General features: G+C 73.0%; 9 protein-coding genes and 3 pseudogenes. 9 read left to right on the plus strand and 3 right to left on the minus strand.

Going from position 1 to position 16,895, the window contains the following annotated elements; translation table 11 throughout:
• Window positions 1-59 precede the first annotated feature (59 nt).
• From AC38ZX_RS05030 to AC38ZX_RS05065, 8 genes and pseudogenes are all read left to right on the plus strand, one after another.
• Window positions 60-410 carry a hypothetical protein gene (locus tag AC38ZX_RS05030; RefSeq protein WP_426594769.1) on the plus strand — a complete coding sequence of 117 codons (351 nt, stop codon included), beginning with the start codon at window positions 60-62 and terminating at the stop codon, window positions 408-410.
• 83 nt (window positions 411-493) lie between these two features.
• Window positions 494-898 (plus strand): hypothetical protein, encoded by a 405-nt coding sequence (locus tag AC38ZX_RS05035; protein ID WP_491296556.1) that lies wholly within the window; start codon window positions 494-496, stop codon window positions 896-898.
• Window positions 895-2,808, plus strand: coding sequence for a hypothetical protein (locus AC38ZX_RS05040; RefSeq protein WP_491296558.1), 1,914 nt, complete (start codon window positions 895-897; stop codon window positions 2,806-2,808). Before AC38ZX_RS05035 ends, AC38ZX_RS05040 begins: the two co-directional genes overlap by 4 nt.
• On the plus strand, window positions 2,712-3,938 hold the full coding sequence (locus tag AC38ZX_RS05045) for a Tc toxin subunit A-related protein (protein WP_491296559.1): 1,227 nt from the start codon (window positions 2,712-2,714) through the stop codon (window positions 3,936-3,938). The genes AC38ZX_RS05040 and AC38ZX_RS05045 overlap by 97 nt, the downstream gene beginning before the upstream one ends.
• 4 nt (window positions 3,939-3,942) lie before the next feature.
• Window positions 3,943-8,274: a toxin TcdB middle/N-terminal domain-containing protein gene (locus tag AC38ZX_RS05050; RefSeq protein ID WP_491296560.1), complete on the plus strand. Its 4,332-nt coding sequence runs from the start codon at window positions 3,943-3,945 to the stop codon at window positions 8,272-8,274.
• Window positions 8,214-9,764 (plus strand): RHS repeat-associated core domain-containing protein, encoded by a 1,551-nt coding sequence (locus AC38ZX_RS05055; protein WP_491296561.1) that lies wholly within the window; start codon window positions 8,214-8,216, stop codon window positions 9,762-9,764. Before AC38ZX_RS05050 ends, AC38ZX_RS05055 begins: the two co-directional genes overlap by 61 nt.
• Window positions 9,761-11,969: pseudogene (gene ligA / locus AC38ZX_RS05060) on the plus strand (NAD-dependent DNA ligase LigA). The gene AC38ZX_RS05055 and the pseudogene ligA overlap by 4 nt, the downstream one beginning before the upstream one ends.
• A 22-nt stretch (window positions 11,970-11,991) precedes the next feature.
• Window positions 11,992-13,299 carry a GNAT family N-acetyltransferase gene (locus AC38ZX_RS05065; RefSeq protein WP_491296563.1) on the plus strand — a complete coding sequence of 436 codons (1,308 nt, stop codon included), beginning with the start codon at window positions 11,992-11,994 and terminating at the stop codon, window positions 13,297-13,299.
• Between the two features lie 88 nt (window positions 13,300-13,387).
• Here the strand turns inward: AC38ZX_RS05065 and AC38ZX_RS05070 are convergent, their stop codons facing one another.
• The 3 genes and pseudogenes from AC38ZX_RS05070 to AC38ZX_RS05080 all read right to left on the minus strand — a co-directional run bounded on the left by AC38ZX_RS05070 (window position 13,388) and on the right by AC38ZX_RS05080 (window position 15,580).
• The gene (locus AC38ZX_RS05070; RefSeq protein WP_426594779.1) at window positions 13,388-14,050 is read right to left on the minus strand and encodes a ThuA domain-containing protein; all 663 of its coding nucleotides are present in this window, start codon (window positions 14,048-14,050) and stop codon (window positions 13,388-13,390) included.
• A gap of 10 nt (window positions 14,051-14,060) precedes the next feature.
• A pseudogene (locus tag AC38ZX_RS05075) lies at window positions 14,061-15,243 on the minus strand (ROK family protein).
• A gap of 58 nt (window positions 15,244-15,301) precedes the next feature.
• Window positions 15,302-15,580, minus strand: coding sequence for a hypothetical protein (locus tag AC38ZX_RS05080; RefSeq protein WP_491297568.1), 279 nt, complete (start codon window positions 15,578-15,580; stop codon window positions 15,302-15,304).
• On the opposite strand from AC38ZX_RS05080, the pseudogene AC38ZX_RS05085 reads away from it, so the two are divergent.
• Window positions 15,467-16,865: pseudogene (locus tag AC38ZX_RS05085) on the plus strand (sugar ABC transporter ATP-binding protein). The gene AC38ZX_RS05080 and the pseudogene AC38ZX_RS05085 overlap by 114 nt on opposite strands.
• Window positions 16,866-16,895: the final 30 nt, after the last annotated feature.

Consider the following 16,895-nt stretch of genomic DNA (forward strand, 5'->3'; position numbering starts at 1 on the left):
GCGGTGCTCGCCGGACTGGTGCGCGCCGCGCGCCTCGTCGCCGAACGTGCGGAGTCCTGATGCGTCGTCCGCTCGTCCTGCTCCTGGCGTCCGCGACGGCGCTCGTCGGCCTCGTCATCCTCGCGGTCGCGTTCATCGGCATCGGCGCGCGGACGCTGCAGGCCTCGCAGGCGGGCGACTCGCCCTGCCTGCAGGCCTATGCCGCCGACCTGCCCGGGTCGCACATCCGGTACACCGTCTTCCCGCCGCGCGGGGTGTGCACCTGGGACGTCGACGGGCAGCCGCAGGACGTCGTGGTGGCCTCGGCGTCCCCGCGGCTGACCGGTGTCGCCGCCCTGCTCGCCGTCGGCGGCGCGGCGGTGTGCGTCGGGGTGCTCGTCGAGCCCCGGCTGCGGCAGGCGCGCGCCTGACCGGACGGATCACCCGATACCGGGTGTATCTGTGCTCGATCGACCCTTCTCTTCGGTGCGAGTCCCAGACACCAGGAGCGGTCATGAAGGCGTACGCCAGCGAGATCAAGTACTCCCACCTCGAGGACCTGCGGGCCATCGTCGCCGCGACCTCGACGGGGCAGTACGAGGTGGACGACGCGACCTCGGCGTTCGAGCGACAGGTGCAGAACGACCTCGCGGCGGCCCGGCAGGCGCACCTCGACGACGAGCTCGGCATCGCGATCCGCGGCTACAGCCAGCTGCAGGCGCTGATCCTCAAGACCGCGCACCCGACGTTGCCGGTCGCGGCGCCGTCGTACCCGCAGTGGGAGGTGTCCTACGCCTCGTCCCAGCTGCCCGCGTTCCTCGCCATGGCGGCCGAGTCCGCCAGCCGGACGGTCCCGCCGCTCAGCACGGTGCCCGCCGGCATCGTCTGGCCCGTGCCGCCGGACCCGGCCGAGTCGTGACGCACCCGCAGGTGTTCGGCGCGGGCGTGTCGAGCACCCTGGACACCGTGCACGGCCTGCTCACCGGGGCCGCCGGGTCGGTCGTCGCGGGCGACTTCGCCGGTGCGGCCAAGGCGTACACGCAGGCGATCAAGGCCGCCGGTGACCAGGACCTGGCGCTCGTCGCGCACCTGCACCAGGACCTGGGGCTCGTGCTCGAGCGCGCAGGCAGGGCCGACGCGGCGACGACCGAGCTCACCACGGCGCAGGAGCTGTTCACCAAGGCCGGGTCGGGCGAGGGGCAGGTGTCCGCGCTGGCAGCTCTCTCGGGCCTCTTCGAGCGGCAGGGGGACGACGCCCGAGCCAAGGAGGTGCTGGCCCAGGCCGGTGCGGTGAGCCAGAAGCTGGGCATCTTCGAGCTCGGGGTCACGGGGGTCACCGGCGTCGCCGACGCCCCGACCCGCGCGCTGACCGGGCGGACCGTGGTGGGTCCGGGCCGGGGCCTCCCGTTCCGCCGGATCGACGGCGCGCCCGGGCTCGAGCTCGCCGGCGCGATCCCGCAGCCGATCAGCCAGGCCGAGACTCCGTCTCTGCAGGCCCTGGCCTACGTCGGCGAGCTGCGCACGGTGGACACGTTCACGATCCTCGGCACGGACGCCTCGAGCACGGTGAGCCTCGCCGGCGACAAGGCCGGGAACCTCACCGCGCTGTACGAGACGATGGCCGTGACCGACGACCTCGGCCTCCTGTACGTCCAGGGCCTCCCGGCGACGACGTTCGTCGCGTACCTGCCCTACATCTACTTCTTCGTCATCCCGATGAGCCTGGGCGACTGCTATCTCGCGTCGGGCGACTACGCGTCGGCCGAGACCGCATACCGCAACGCGCTGACCTACCCGTACCTCAACCTGAACGTCGAGGTCACCCAGGTGTGGACGCGGCTCGCGCAGACCTACGTGGCCTGGGGCGACTCGATCTACCGCGCCGCCGGTGACTCCGCGGCGGGCTGGCCCGCCGCGGCCGTCAAGTACCACCTCGTCGTGGGCTCGGACGGCACTGTCCCGGCGACGTCGCCGCTCTACGCCGACGCCCGGTTCGCCGCGCTCAAGGTCAGGGCCGCGGCGATCGCGGCGGCGGCCGACCCCACGAGCGTCGACGACAACCCGGCCGTCGCGCTGCCGCTCACCCGGGCGCGGCTGCGGCTCAGCCAGATCGCGGCGGGCCAGAACTTCCTCGGGTTCGCGCCGGACTACCTGCCCCCGTTCAGCTTCGAGGCGCTGCAGACCAACGCCCGCTACCTGGCCGAGCACGCGGGGACCATGGAGCAGGCGTACATCCAGTTCAAGAGCCAGGCCGAGAACGAGGAGTTCCGCGAGGACCAGATGGACCAGCAGGTGGACCTCGCGGCCGCGAGCGTCGTGCTGGAGCAGGACGGGGTCGCGCAGGCGCAGGCCGGCGTCGCGGTCGCGCAGCGCAGCAAGGACTACGCGACCACACAGCTCACCAACGCCCAGGAGGCGTCGACCGCGTTCGGGGACGTCCGGTGGGAAGCGAGGAGCTGGCCGAGCTCGACGCCTGGGCGCAGGCGTCCGCGGTGGACCACGACGACGAGGTCAAGCTCACCATCACGGGGTACGACTCGTTCGGGTCGGACCACGAGCCGCGCAACACCGTGCTCCAGCGGCTGGCCGCCCAGCGGGCCAGTCTCACCGACGACCTCGAGCAGGGGCGCCTCGACCGCGAGGTCGCCGCTGCGCAGTCGTACCAGGCGGTCGCCCAGGCGCAGGTGGTCCAGGCGCAGGCCGGCGTCGCCGTGGCCCAGCAGCGGGTCGCGGTGGCCCAGCTGCAGCAGGCCCAGGCCGAGGCCAACCGCGAGTTCCTCGACCTGCGCGAGTTCAGCAGCCGGCACTGGTACGAGATGGCCCAGGTGATGAAGGGGCTGGCCGCGGACTACCTGGACATGGCGACCAGCGTGGCGTGGCTGATGCAGCGCGCCTACGCCGCCGAGACCGCCCGCGACCTGCACAAGATCCGGCTCGACTACCGCAACGCCGGCGCGGGCGACGTCCTCGGTTCCGACGTCCTGCTGCGCGACGTCGACTTCTTCACGGTCGACTTCCTGACCAGCACGCGGTCGAAGAAGGCGCCGATCAAGGTGTCCTTCTCCCTGGCCCAGCTCTACCCCAGCGCGCTGCGTGCCCTGCGCACCACCGGCGTCGCCAACCTGCAGACCACGCTCGAGCAGCTCGACCGGCTGTACCCGGGCTTCTACCTGCACAAGGTCCGCGCGGTCGAGGTGCAGTTCGTCGGCGTCAGCGCCGCCTCCGGGGTGCACGGGACGCTGCGGAACATCGGGGTGTCGCACTTCCGCGCCGCCGACGGGAGCGTCCAGCAGCTGGTCTACCCCCCGGACGTCCTGCCGCTGTCGCTGTACGACGCGCGGACCGACGCGATCGTGCTGCGCGCGGACTCCCAGCAGCTGCGCCTGTTCGAGAACAACGGCGCCGCGACGATGTGGCGGCTCGAGCTGCCGCTGGGCACCAACGAGGTCGACCTGTCGGCCCTGCTCGACGTGTACCTGGTGGTGTATCTGGACGCGTTCTTCGACGGCGGGCTGGAGGGCACGGTCAAGGCGGGCCTGCCCACCACGGGCACGGCGGGCCGGGCGACGTCGCTGCGGCTGCAGGCGCCCGACGAGCTGTTCTTCCTGCGCACGCAGGGCAGCGGCGACCTGGTCGTGTCCGCGGCCGACCTGCCGCGGACGCAGAAGGACCTGCTCCGCACGTCGTTCACGCTGCGCGTCTCGGGCGCGCCGGCAACCGTGGTCCGGCTCACGCCCGCGTCGACCGGGACCGAGCTGGTGCTCACCACCGACGCGGACGGTCTGGTGCAGGGCGCGCCGGTGGCGAGCCTGCTCGGGGGCGGCGTGGCCGACAGGTTCACCGTGCACATCACGGCGGCGGACAACCCGACGCTCGCGGTCGGACCCGGCGGCGTCCCGGACCTGTCCGGGATCACCGACGTGTCGGTGTACCAGGACTACTCGTTCACCTGGCGCTGAGACCATGAGCGACGCCGCCACCTCCGAGCAGGCAGTCAGCGCGCCGGCCGGGAGCGGGAACGCCCCGGGCTTCGGCGAGTCGTTCGGGCTCAACCTGAACACCGGCCAGGCGTCCTACACGATCCCGATCCCCGTGCCCAAGGGCGTCGCGGGACAGGTGGCGAAGCTCGACCTCGTCTACAGCCAGAACGCCGGCAACGGCGTGCTCGGAATGGGCTGGGCGCTGCCGGTGCGGACCGTGGAGCAGCGGCTGGACTTCGGGGTACCCGGCGACGTCGAGGCGCGGTACCTCGCCGACGGCGTGGAGATCGTCGAGGTGTCGGCGGGGCACTGGCGGGCCCGCAAGGAGTCGGCGTTCGACCGGTTCGAGCGCACCGGCGACGGCTGGACGATCCTGCAGCGCGACGGCGGCACCGTCGAGCTGGGCCTGTCACCGGCCGCCCGGGTGGCCGATCCCGGTCATCCGGATCGGGTGCTCCAGTGGTTGCCGGAGCGCGTGCTCGACGCCAGCGGAAACGCGGTGACGTACGCCTGGTCGGTGCAGGACGGGACGCCCTACCTGACGAGCGTCTCGTGGGCCGTGCACACCGTGTCCTTCCTGTACGAGGACCGGCCGGACGTCCTGCGCAACGGGCGTGCGGGGTGGATGCGGCTGACCACCCGGCGGTGCTCGAGCATCACGCTGGAGGTGCAGGGCGTCGGCGCCGTCCGGCGCTGGGACCTGACCTACCAGGACGCGCAGGTGTCGATGCTGACGCAGGTGCGGCTCACCAGCCTCGGCCCGGCCACCGACGGCTCCGGCGACCTCGCCCGACCGGCGCAGCGGTTCACCTACGCGGTGCCCGACCCGGCCGCGTGGCACGCGCGCTTCGTCGGCTCCGATGCGCTGTACCCGCCACCGCCGTTGACCGACCCGGACGCCCTGCTGACGCAGCTCGACGCGGGTCCGCTGCCCGGTGTGCTGGCCGGCCGGGGTGGGGGCCTGTGGTTCTGGCCGCAGGACGTGCGCGGCGACTTCACCGCCCCGCACCGGCTGTCCAGCGTCCCGGTCGGCTTCCAGGGCGTGCGCGACAGCCGCCTGCAGGTGGTCGACATCGACGGCGACGGCGCGGTCGACCTGCTCGTCGGCGTCGGCACCGCGCTGCCGCGCGGCTACGCGGACGGGGCCCACGACTGGCAGTCCTACGTCGCCTACCCGCGATCGGCGACCACCCCGGACCTGGGGACGACGACGCGGTTCGCGGACCTGGACGGCGACGGGCGGGTGGACGCCCTCGGGCAGATGGGCCGCACGATCGTGTGGTGGCACAACCTCGGCGCCGACGGCTGGGCGGCAGCCGCACATGTCGTCCTGGCCGACCTGGCCGACGACGACCCGCTGGCGGGCCTGGTGGACCCGCCGGACCTGACGGACCCGGCGGTGCTGCTCGCAGACATGACGGGCGACGGCCTGGCCGACCTGGTGCGCGTCCGGTCCGGTCAGGTCACCTACTGGCCCAACCTCGGTCGGGGCCGGTTCGCGGCACCGGTGCTCATGACCGGGAGCCCCCGGGTCCGCACCGACGACGGCACCCAGCTGCTGCTGACCGACGTCGACGGCGACGGCTGCGCCGACCTGGTGCTCGTCGGGGCGGCCGGCGTGCAGATCGTGCCCAACCTCTCGGGTGCCTCCTGGGGTGCGCCCGTGCTCGACCCGCTCGTGCCGACGCCGATCCCGGGGACCGTGTCGGCCCTGCCGGGAGCGAGCGGCCGCGGGAGCGCCGTGCTCTGGTGCTCGCCGCGCGGGTCCGCGACGGGCTACGTGCGCTACGACCCCACGGCGGGGTCGGGCTACCTGCTGACGGGCACCGACAACGGCGCGGGCCTCGTCGCAACCGTCGAGTACGACACCGCCGCGGCACACTCCGAGCGCGACCGACTCGCAGGCCGGCCGTGGCCGGACGAGGTGCCGTTCCCCGTCGCCGTCGTGTCGGCCACGATGGTCACCGACGGCGTGTCCGGGCAGACGAGCCGCACCGCCTACCGCTACCACGACGGCTGGTACGACGAGCGGGAGCGCAGCTTCGAGGGCTTCGCCCGCGTCGAGCGCGACGAGATCGGTGACGCGTCCCGGCCGACGTCTCGGGTGGTGCACCACTTCGTCGTCGGCGCGGACCGGCTGCCGGGGAACGGCCCGGAGCAGGCGCTGCTGAACAAGCTGCTCTCCCGGGTCGAGCACCTGCAGCTCGACGGCTCGGCGCTCCAGGACCAGCCCGTGCTGGTGGAGGACACCGACTACTCGGTGCAGACGCTCGAGCCCGCCGCCCGCGGCTGGGTCCGGGTGGAGCGGACCGCACGACGCTGGCGGGAACGCACCGACGACGAGCGCGCCGAGGAGCGCACGCTGGACTACGACGACGGTGGCGACGTGGTCGCGGAGCACCTGCGTCACCGCGGTACCTCGCTCGGGGCGCCCGTGCCGGAGATCGCCCTGGACACCACGCTGACGTTCGCGGTGCACCCGCAGGGCCGGGTGCTGGGCAAGCCGGCCTCGATCGTGCGTCGTGACGGCGCCGGTGTGCTGATCGGCGAGGTGCGGCGGTTCTACGACGGCCCGGACTACGTCGGCCTCGCGGCCGGGGTCGTGGACCAGGGGCTGCTCACGCGCGAGCTGCGCTGGGCCATGACCGTCCAGGACGCGCACGCGCGATACGACGACACGCTCCCGGCGGACGTCGGCGGCCTGGGCTACGAGGTGCTGCCGGACGCCGACGGGCGCGACGCCCTGTTCGCGGTCGCCGTGGAGCAGGCGCACGACACCGCCGGACGCCTCGTCGGTGTGCGCAGCACCCCCGGCCAGACCACCACCTACACCTACGACGCGTCGGGCACGCACCGCGCGACGTCCACGACGCCGCAGGGCACCACGACCGTCGCGACCGACCTGGCGACCGGGCAGCCCGTCTCGGTCGTCGACCCCGACGGCACGACCGTGAGCATGCGCTACGACGCGCAGGGCCGCCTGACGTCCGTGGTGCTGCCGGGCGACTCTCTCGCGATGCCGTCGCGCACGTACGCCTACCTCGACGCCGTCCCGGGCGTCGTGACCGTCCGTCGGCGCCTGCGGCACGGTGAGGCGGCGACCGCGGACTCCGCGATCGTCTTCGACGGCCTCGGCCGGGAGCAGCAGCGCCGTGAGGTGCTGTCCGCGGGTCGCGTGATCGTCAGCGGCTGCGTGGTCCGCACCCCGTTCGGGGACGCGGCCGCGGAGTACGACCCCACGTTCGAGGCCGCCCTCGACTACGCGCCGACCGACCTGACCGGCCGCACCAGCCGCCGGTTCGAGTACGACAGCCAGGGCCGACCGGTGCGGACCACCGACCACGACGGCGCCGTGTCGTCCACGCGCTACGCACCGTTCGAGATCGTCTCGACCGACGCCCTGGGCGTCGAGCGCCGGGACCGGGTGGATGCTGCGCACCGGCGTGTGGCCGTGGAGGAGTCCGGCGTCACCACCACCTACGCACCCGACGCCACCGGCCACCTCTCGGTGCACTCGGACGCGCACGGGGTGGTCGCCCGGTACGCCTACGACGGACTGGGCAACCGGGTCGAGGTCGCCCACCGCGACGCCGGCACGTGGCGCACGCTGAACGACGCCCGCGGTCGCGCGGTGGAGGTCGTGGACCCGGCCGGCGCGCGGATGTCGGCGTCGTACGACGGCATGGGACGCATCGTGTCGTTCGCCGTCGACGGGGTGCAGCGCGAGACCTACACGTACGACGACGCCCCGAGCCACGGGGTGGGCCGGCTACGGACGGCCACCTATCCGGGCGGCAGCCAGACGTTCGCGTACGACGCCCAGGGCCGGGTGGCGTCGCGGACCTATGCGGTCGGCGGCCGGTCGTGGACGCTCGGCTTCGAGCGGGACGCGCTGGGCCAGCTGGTCCGCCTCGTGCAGCCGGACGGCAGCGCCACCGTGTACGAGCGGTACGACAGCGGGCTGGTGCGGTCGGTGCCGGGCGTCCTGACGCTCGTCGACTACGAACCGCGGCGGCTGGCGACGACGGTCACGCACGCCAACGGGGTGGTGCGGACCACGCTACGCGGCGGGCACCGCCCGCGTGGTCGCCCAGCGCACCGTCGGGGTCGGCGGCGCCGTGCTCGAGGACGCGGCCTACGGGTACGACGCCCTCGGTCAGTGCACGTCCGTGGAGGAGCCGGACGGTCGGGTCACCTTCGCGTACGACCCGCTGCGGCAAGCTCGTCGGCACCACCGACGCCCGCCCCGGTGGTGTGGACGAGGACTTCACGTACCAGGCCCGGACGCTCCTCGCGACGGACGGTGCCGTGCTGACCGCGGACGACGTCGCGCACCCGACGCGCCCGGACACCCTCGCCGTCGACGGCGGCGCGCCGAGCGACCTCGGCTACGACGTGGCGGGCCGGCTCGGGGCCCTCCCGGGCCGGACGTTCGCGTGGGACGCCAAGGGCCAGCTCGCCTCGGTCGTGCGCGCGGACGGGACCACGGTCGCCTACGAGTACGACCACCGGGGCTCGCGGGTTCACAAGACCGTGACGGGGGGTCCCGACACCGTCTTCCTCGGGCCGTACGCCGAGGTGCGGGACGGGAACCTCGTCACGTACGCGGTGCTGCAAGGGCTACGGATCGCCGTCGACCACGGGGGAGTACGGCACTGGATCCACACGGACCCGCGCGCCAGCGCGACGTTCTTCACGGACGCCGCGGGCACCCGCATCGCGAGGATCGACTACCGCGCGTTCGGCAACTCGGCCCGGGCCACCGGCCCGGCCCCGACCCAGGTGTTCGCGTTCCAGGAGTGGGACGCCGACGCCGAGCTCTACTACGCGCAGCGCCGCTGGTACTCGCCGACGATCGCGCGGTACCTGAGCCCGGACGGCTACTTCCTGCACCATCCCGAGAAGGGCGTCGACGACCCGCGGCGGCTCGACCTGTACGCGTACTGCGCGAACGACCCCGTCAACAACGTGGACCCGGACGGTGCGAGCTTCTGGACCGTGCTCGGCGGGATCGTCGGGGTCATCATCGGGATCGCGGTCGCGGTGCTGACCATCGCGGCGTTCGCGTCCGGCATCGGGGCCGGGCTGCTCGCGATCGGGCTCATCATCGGGTTGACGATCGCCGGTTACGCCGGTGCGTCCGCGGCCCGGGGAACGGCGCTCGGCGACTTCCTCAAGGGGATGCTCATCGGGTTCAACGCGGGCCTGACGGTCGTGTTCGCCTCGGCGATCTTCGGCCCGGCCATCGGCCTGGCGCTCGGCGTGATCGGGTTCCTGAGCGTGTTCGACGGGATCCGGCAGAGCGCCGCCTACCAGGTGATCCTCGGCTGGAGCAGCTGGCTCATGCCGACCACCTGGCTGGTCAACGGCATCGGCCTCGCCTTCTTCGCCGTCAACCTGATCCTGGCCGGCGTGACGGGGAACCAGGTGCCGGGGCTGGCCATCACGTCGATCAGCTTCGACCTGGCCACGTGCAGCTTCGTCATGAAGGGCGGCGCGTTCTCCGACGCCAACCCCATCGACACGGCCTACGACATGGGGCACTTCGTCTTCGTCGACTCCAAGAACACGAGCCCCGACGGCGACGTCCCGCACGAGACCGGGCACGGGCTCAGCCTCGGGGCGTTCGGGTCGGCCGTGCACCTCATCGGGTTCGTCGACGAGATGATCGCGGGCGGCGGCAAGCGGCCTGGACCGAGCAGATGGCCGACAGCCACGCCGGGATCGGCACCGACGACACCTGGACCTGACGCGGATCCGTTCGACGTCCTCCTGTGGGCGGTGCACGCCATGATGGGACCGTGAGCGAAGAGATCGACGACGCCCCCGTCAGCGCAGCATCGGTGAGCGCATCGCCCGACCACGAGATCCCCGCCGAGGCGCGGCACCGGTGGACCGAGCTGGCCAGCTCATCGACGCGGACCAGTTCGCGTACTACATCCGCGACGCCCCGGTGGCGTCGGACAAGGAGTACGACGAGCGCCTCCGGGGAAGCTGCAGGCGCTGGAGGACGAGCACCCCGGGCTGCGCACGCCCGACTCGCCCACGCAGCGCGTCGGCGGGACGTTCAGCACCGAGTTCGCTTCCGTCAGCCACGTCGAGCGCATGCTCTCGCTGGACAACGCGTTCTCCGACGAGGACATCGCCTCCTGGGCGGACCGCGTGCACCGCGACCTGGAGGCCGACGCGCAGCTGCACTACCTGTGCAGCTCAAGATCGACGGGCTGGCCATCGCGCTGCTGTACGAGAAGGGGCGCCTGGTCCGGGCGGCCACCCGGGGGGACGGGCGCACGGGCGAGGACGTGACCCTGAACGTCCGCACGATCTCGACCATCCCCGACGTGCTCGGCGGCGACCCGGCGACGCACCCGGACCTGATCGAGATCCGGGGCGAGGTGTTCCTCCCGGTCGAGGCGTTCACGCAGCTCAACGCCGCGCAGGTCGAGTCGGGCAAGAGCCCGTTCGCCAACCCGCGGAACGCCGCTGCGGGCTCGCTGCGGCAGAAGGACCCCCGGGTGACCGCGTCGCGGGACCTGCGGATGTACGCGCACGGGATCGGCGCGTGGCAGCGGGCACCGGGCGGCGGGACCGGGATCGAGCGGCAGTCCCAGGTGTACGACCTGCTGGCGTCCTGGGGCGTGCCGGTCTCGGGCCACTCGCGGGTGGTCGAGGGTCTGGACGGCGTGCGGGAGATGATCGCGCACACGGGGGAGCACCGGCACGACGTCGAGCACGAGATCGACGGCGTGGTGGTCAAGGTCGACGAGATCGCGCTGCAGCGTCGGCTCGGCGCCACGAGCCGGGCGCCGCGGTGGGCGATCGCGTACAAGTTCCCACCGGAAGAGGTCAACACCAAGCTGCTCAACATCGAGGTCAACGTCGGCCGCACCGGGCGGGTGACGCCGTTCGCGGTCATGGAGCCGGTCTTCGTCTCGGGTTCGACCGTGGCCATGGCCACGCTGCACAACGCGAGCGAGGTGAAGCGCAAGGGCGTGCTCATCGGGGACACGGTGGTGCTGCGCAAGGCGGGGGACGTCATCCCCGAGGTGGTCGGGCCGGTGGTGGACCTGCGGGACGGCACGGAGCGCGAGTTCGTCATGCCCACCGAGTGCCCCTCGTGCGGGACCACGCTGGCGCCCGCCAAGGAGGGCGACGTCGACATCCGCTGCCCCAACCAGCGCTCCTGCCCGTCGCAGCTGCGCGAGCGGCTGTTCCACGTGGCCTCGCGGGGTGCGTTCGACATCGAGGCGGTCGGCTGGGAGGCCGCGAGCGCGCTCCTGAACGCCGGGGTGGTCACCGACGAGGGCGACCTGTTCGCGCTCGACGCCGACGCGCTGCGGCGGGTGCCGCTGTTCACGCTCTCGACCAGCTCGAAGGTCGGCGGCGTGGTGCGCGAGGCCGGGGACCTGAACGCCACCGGGTCGGCGCTGCTGGGCAACCTGGAGAAGGCCAAGGGCGCGGCGCTGTGGCGGGTGATCGTCGCGCTCTCGATCCGGCACGTCGGGCCGACGGCGGCGCGGGCGCTCGCGCAGCACTTCGCGTCGATCCCGGCGATCGCGTCGGCGTCGGAGGAGGAGATCGGGGCGGCCGAAGGGGTCGGGCCGACCATCGCGGGGGCGGTCGTGGCCTGGTTCGCGCAGCCGGGCGAGGACGACAAGTGGCACCAGGCGATCGTCGACAAGTGGGCGGCGGCGGGCGTGCGGATGAGCGAGGAGCGCGACGAGTCCGCGCCGCGCACGCTCGAGGGGCTCACGGTCGTGGTCACGGGCGGGCTCGAGCGGTTCAGCCGGGACGGGGCCAAGGAGGCGATCCTGGCCCGCGGTGGGAAGTCGGCCGGCAGCGTCTCGAAGAACACGGACTTCGTGGTGGTCGGCGAGAACGCGGGCTCCAAGGAGACCAAGGCGCGCGAAGCTCGGGCTGCGCATCCTCGACGAGGCCGGGTTCGAGCGGCTTCTCGCGCAGGGACCGAGCGGGGTGGCCGACGACGCACGAGCGGACCCGGCCCCGTGAGGGTGGCGACGGCGTGAAGGCGGTGGCGGAAACGACCGGGCCGACCGTCCGCCTGGCGCGGAACGACGAGATCGCGGGTGCCGGCGCGCTGACGGCCGAGGCCTACCTCGCGGACCGGCTGCTCGACGAGGACGACGAGTACGAGGCCCAGCTGCGGGACGCGACGAGGCGGGCCCGCGACGCGATGCTCCTGGTGGCGACGGTGCCGTGCGAGGACTCCGACGGCAGCCAGACCGTCGTCGGGACGGTGACGCTGGCGCCGTACGGCACCACCTACGCCGAGGTCGCCGAGCCCGGCGAGTTCGAGGTGCGGATGCTCGCGGTGGCCCCGCGCGCCCGCGGTCGCGGTATCGCCGAGGCGCTCATGCGGGCCGCGCTCGGGTACGCCGTCGCGTCGGGCGCCCGTCGGGTGGTGCTCTCGACGCTCGACTCGATGGTCACGGCGCACCGGCTGTACGCCCGGCTCGGCTTCGTCGCCGCGCCCGAGCGCGACTGGGGGCACGAGTACGTGCACCTGCGCGTGCAGACCTGGACCCCGCCGGAGCCCCCGGGTGCGCTGGTCGAGTCGCGGACCTGGCCGCCGCTGCAGGTGGTCGAGGTCGACGGCTGGCGGGTCGGCGTGTCGGGCGGCCTGACCCGGCGGGCAAACAGCGCCCTGCTGACCGGGACGCCGGCCGACCCGATGGGCGCGCTGGACCGGATCGAGCAGGTCTACGCGGACGCCGGGCTGCCGAGCATCGTCCGGACGCCGCGTCCCGTCGGTTCGGGGGGAGCGGGCGAGTCGACCGTGGTCCCGCCGGTCTGCGTCGAGGTGGCCGCGATGCTCGACGCCCGCGGGTACCGGACCGTCTCGGAGACCGACGTCCTGGTGCGCTCGCTCGTCGGCGATCCCGCCCTGCCGGGTCGGCTCGACCTGCCGGGCGTGCGGATCGAGGAGCGCGACGAGCCGGACGACGACTGGCTCGCGCTGTGGCTGGGCGCCAAGGACGACTCCGCGGACCGGGCGACCGGTCGCGCGATCCTCACCGGCGTCCCGGCGCGCTACCTGTCGATGACCTCGACCTACGACACCTCGCCAGTGGCGGTCGTCCGGGTGACGGTCACGCAGGACTGGGCGGCGCTGTCATGCCTCGTCGTCGCGGGCTCCGCGCGGCGTCGCGGCCTCGCGCGCGCCCTGACGCTCCACGCGCTGCACGACGCGCGGGAGCGCGGCGCGCGCCGGGTGTTCCTGCAGGTCGAGGCCCACAACCAGGCCGCCGCCGCGCTCTACTGGGGTCTCGGGTTCGAACCTGCCGACCGGTACACCTACCGGCAACGACAAGCCCCCTGACCGGCACCTGACCTGCCACGCTCGATGGAAGGGGGTCAGGCCCCGACCTTGTGCGCGCGTCGCGCCGCTGACGGATCGAGCCCGACGGTCAGCGGGCGGCCCACAGGAGCCCGCGTTCGATGATCGTGCGCACCGGCGGCAGCTCGAGGTCGGCCAGCTGGTGACCCGGCGCGCAGACGAACACCCGACCCTCGCCCCAGAGCCGCTTCCAGACGGCCGGCGACGTCTGCGGTACGAGCCAGTGGTCGTCGGGCCCGGGCGTGATCGTCGTGGTGGCGAGCACGTCGTTGAGGTCGTCGGAGAGCAGCCAGTACTGTTCGGAGCGGAGGGCGAAGTCGGCGATCCCATCGACGATCGGGTCGTCGGCCCGGCCCGGCACGATCTGGACGGTGTGGTCGACGATCCCGCCGGGGTGCGCCGCGAACTGGGCGCCGACGAGCTGCAGATAATCCGTCGCCATCCGGAACGAGTCGACGACCCCGCCGTGCCAGCCTGCGAACCCGGTGCCGGCGGCGACGGCGTCGCGCAGGCCGTGGAGCTCGTCGGCGAGGATCTCGCCCATGGTCCAGCACTGCACGACGAGGTCGGTCGAGGCCATGAGGGAGGCGTCGGCGTAGACCTCGAGCGAGCCCTCGACGACGACGTCGAAGTCGTGCTCGCGCAGGAACGGCAGGAACAGGTCGACGGCCTCCTCCGGGGCGTGGCCGTCCCAGCCTCCCCGGACGACGAGTGCTCGGCGTTGTTGTGGCACGGGACGACTCCTAGGAGATGAGACTGTCGATCGCAGCGGGTGACAGGACGTGCTCGGAGGCCATCGCGGACGCGCCGAGCACCCCGGCGCGACCCTTGGTCCGAGAGGCGACGATACGCAGGTGCTGGGTCGCCAGCGGCAAGGACCGCCGGTAGACGACCTCGCGGATTCCGGCCAGCAGGTGCTCGCCCGCCTCGGCGACGATCCCGCCGATCACGATGACCGACGGGTTGAGCATGCTCACGCACGCGGCGAGCACGTCACCGATCCGGCGCCCGGCCTCGCGGACCTCCCGGCTGGCGTCGGGGTCGCCGGCCCGCACGAGGGCGACGACGTCGGCACTCGTCCGGGCATCGACGCCCAGCGCGCGCAGCGCGTCGGCGATCGCGGGTCCGCTGGACAGGGCCTCGAGGCAGCCGGTGTTCCCGCACCGGCACGGCAGCTTCGCACCGCCGGGCACCGCGATGTGCCCGAGGTCGCCCGCCGCACCCTGGGCGCCGCGCCGGATCTGGCCGTCGGAGATGATCCCGGCGCCGATCCCGGTCGCCACCTTGACGAACAGCAGGTGGTCGACGGTGGGCCACTGCGTCGTGTGCTCGCCCAGCGCCATGACGTTCACGTCGTTGTCGACGAGCACGGGGACGCCCGAGAAGCTGGCGGGACAGGTGTGCCGGCACGTCGGCGTCGTCCCAGCCCGGCATGATCGGGGGGTTGATGGGCCGGCCCGACAGGTGCTCGACCGGTCCGGGGAGCCCGACGCCGACGCTGACCAGGTCGGACAGCGGCCGTCCCGCCGTCGTGAGCAGGTCGTGACCGAGGGCGACGACGCGGTCCAGGACGACGGTGGGCCCCTCCGCGATCGCGACGGGTTCGCCGACCTCCGCGAGAACGGTGCCGACGAGATCGGTCAGGGCGAGCCGGGCGTGCGTCGCGCCGAGGTCGACCGCGAGGACCACCCGCGCGGCGGGGTTGAACGCGAACGTCGCGGGCGGACGTCCACCCGTGGACGTGGCCTCGCCGGCCGGCGCGACGAACCCCGAGGAGAGCAGGAGGTCGACGCGCGCTGCGATCGTGGAGCGGGCCTGACCGGTGAGAGTGGCCAGGTCAGAGCGTGTTCTCGGCTGCCCGTCGCGGAGCAGCTGGAACATCTCCCCGGCGCCCGTCGGCTTGGGGGCGAACTTGAGGCCGTCCATGGGCACAGTGAACCATTCCGGCTTGTGTAGGTCACGTTCGCGTAACTCTGACACGCGGTTATCGACTTTTGCTTGACGCGCGACAGAAGTCGGTCCTAGGTTGCGCAACATGGTCAAAGCGGACCCACCCCTGCTGCAGATGCGCGGCATCGTCAAGCACTTCCCCGGTGCGAGGGCGCTCGACGGTGTCGACCTCGAGATCCGTGCCGGCGAGGTGCACTGCCTGCTCGGTCAGAACGGCGCCGGCAAGTCCACCCTCATCAAGGTCCTCGCCGGGGCTCACCAGCCCGACGAGGGCGAGATCCTCATCGACGGCGAGCCCGTCACCATCTCCCACCCGGTCGCGGGCCTGAGCTCGGCATCGCGACGATGTACCAGGAGCTCGACGTCGTCGACGGGCTCTCGGTCGCGGAGAACATCTACCTCGGCCACGAACTCGCGGTCGGCGGCTTCTCGCAGCGTCGCGCCGCCACCGTCCAGACCCGCGCGATCCTCCGGCGCCTCGGGCACGGCGACATCTCGCCCCACCGCGAGGTCGGCCAGCTCTCCGCGGCGGGCAAGCAGATCGTCAGCATGGCCCGCGCTCTTTCGCACGACGCCCGCGTGATCGTCATGGACGAGCCGTCCGCCGTGCTCGACGCCGAAGAGGTCAAGAACCTGTTCCGGGTGGTGCGCGAGCCGCCAAGCCGGGCGTCGCCGTCGTCTACATCTCGCACCGGCTCGACGAGATCCGGCAGATCGGCGACCGGATCACCGTCCTGAAGGACGGCCGCACGGTCGCGACGGGCCTCCCGGTCGCCGCGACGCCGACCGCCGACCTGATCCGGCTGATGACCGGCCGCACGGTCGAGTACGCCATCGCGCCCCGGCCGCCCGTCGCCGACGACGCCGCCACGGTGCTGCACGTCGACGGGCTGAGCCTGCGAGGGGCGTTCTCCGACGTCTCCTTCGACGTGCGCGCCGGCGAGGTCGTCGGGCTGGCCGGGCTCGTCGGGTCGGGTCGCACGGAGATCCTCGAGACCATCTTCGGCGCACGCAGGCGCAGCACGGGCACCGTCGCCGTGGGTGGCGACCGCCTCCGTGCGGGTGCGGTCAGCGACGCGGTCAAGGCCGGCATCGGGCTGTGCCCGGAGGAGCGCAAGAGCCAGGGTCTGCTCCTCGACGAGCCGGTCTACCGCAACATCACGCTCTCGACGTTCTCGCGGACCGCGACGGCGTCGTTCCTCGACGAGCGGTCCGAGCTGCGCGCCGCGCGCGAGCAGATCGACGCGCTCGACGTGCGTCCCTCGGACCCCGAGCGCAGCGCCCGCACGCTGTCCGGCGGCAACCAGCAGAAGGTGCTGCTCGCGCGCTGGCTCGTCCACGGCTGCCGGGTGCTGCTCCTCGACGAGCCGACCCGCGGCGTCGACGTGGGCGCCCGCGCCGAGATCTATGCCCTCATCGCGGACCTCGCGAAGAGCGGCGCGGCGGTCGTCGTGGTCTCCAGCGAGATCGCCGAGGTCATCGGCCTGTCCGACCGGATCCTCGTGATCTCCGAAGGGCGCGTGGTCCACGACGGGCCCGCGACCGGCATCGACGAGCACCGCGTGCTCGACCTCGTCATGGAAGGAAGTGCCGCGTGAGCGAGCAGGAGATCACGACGGTCGTCCCCG

This window comes from Cellulomonas sp. McL0606, assembly GCF_058248365.1.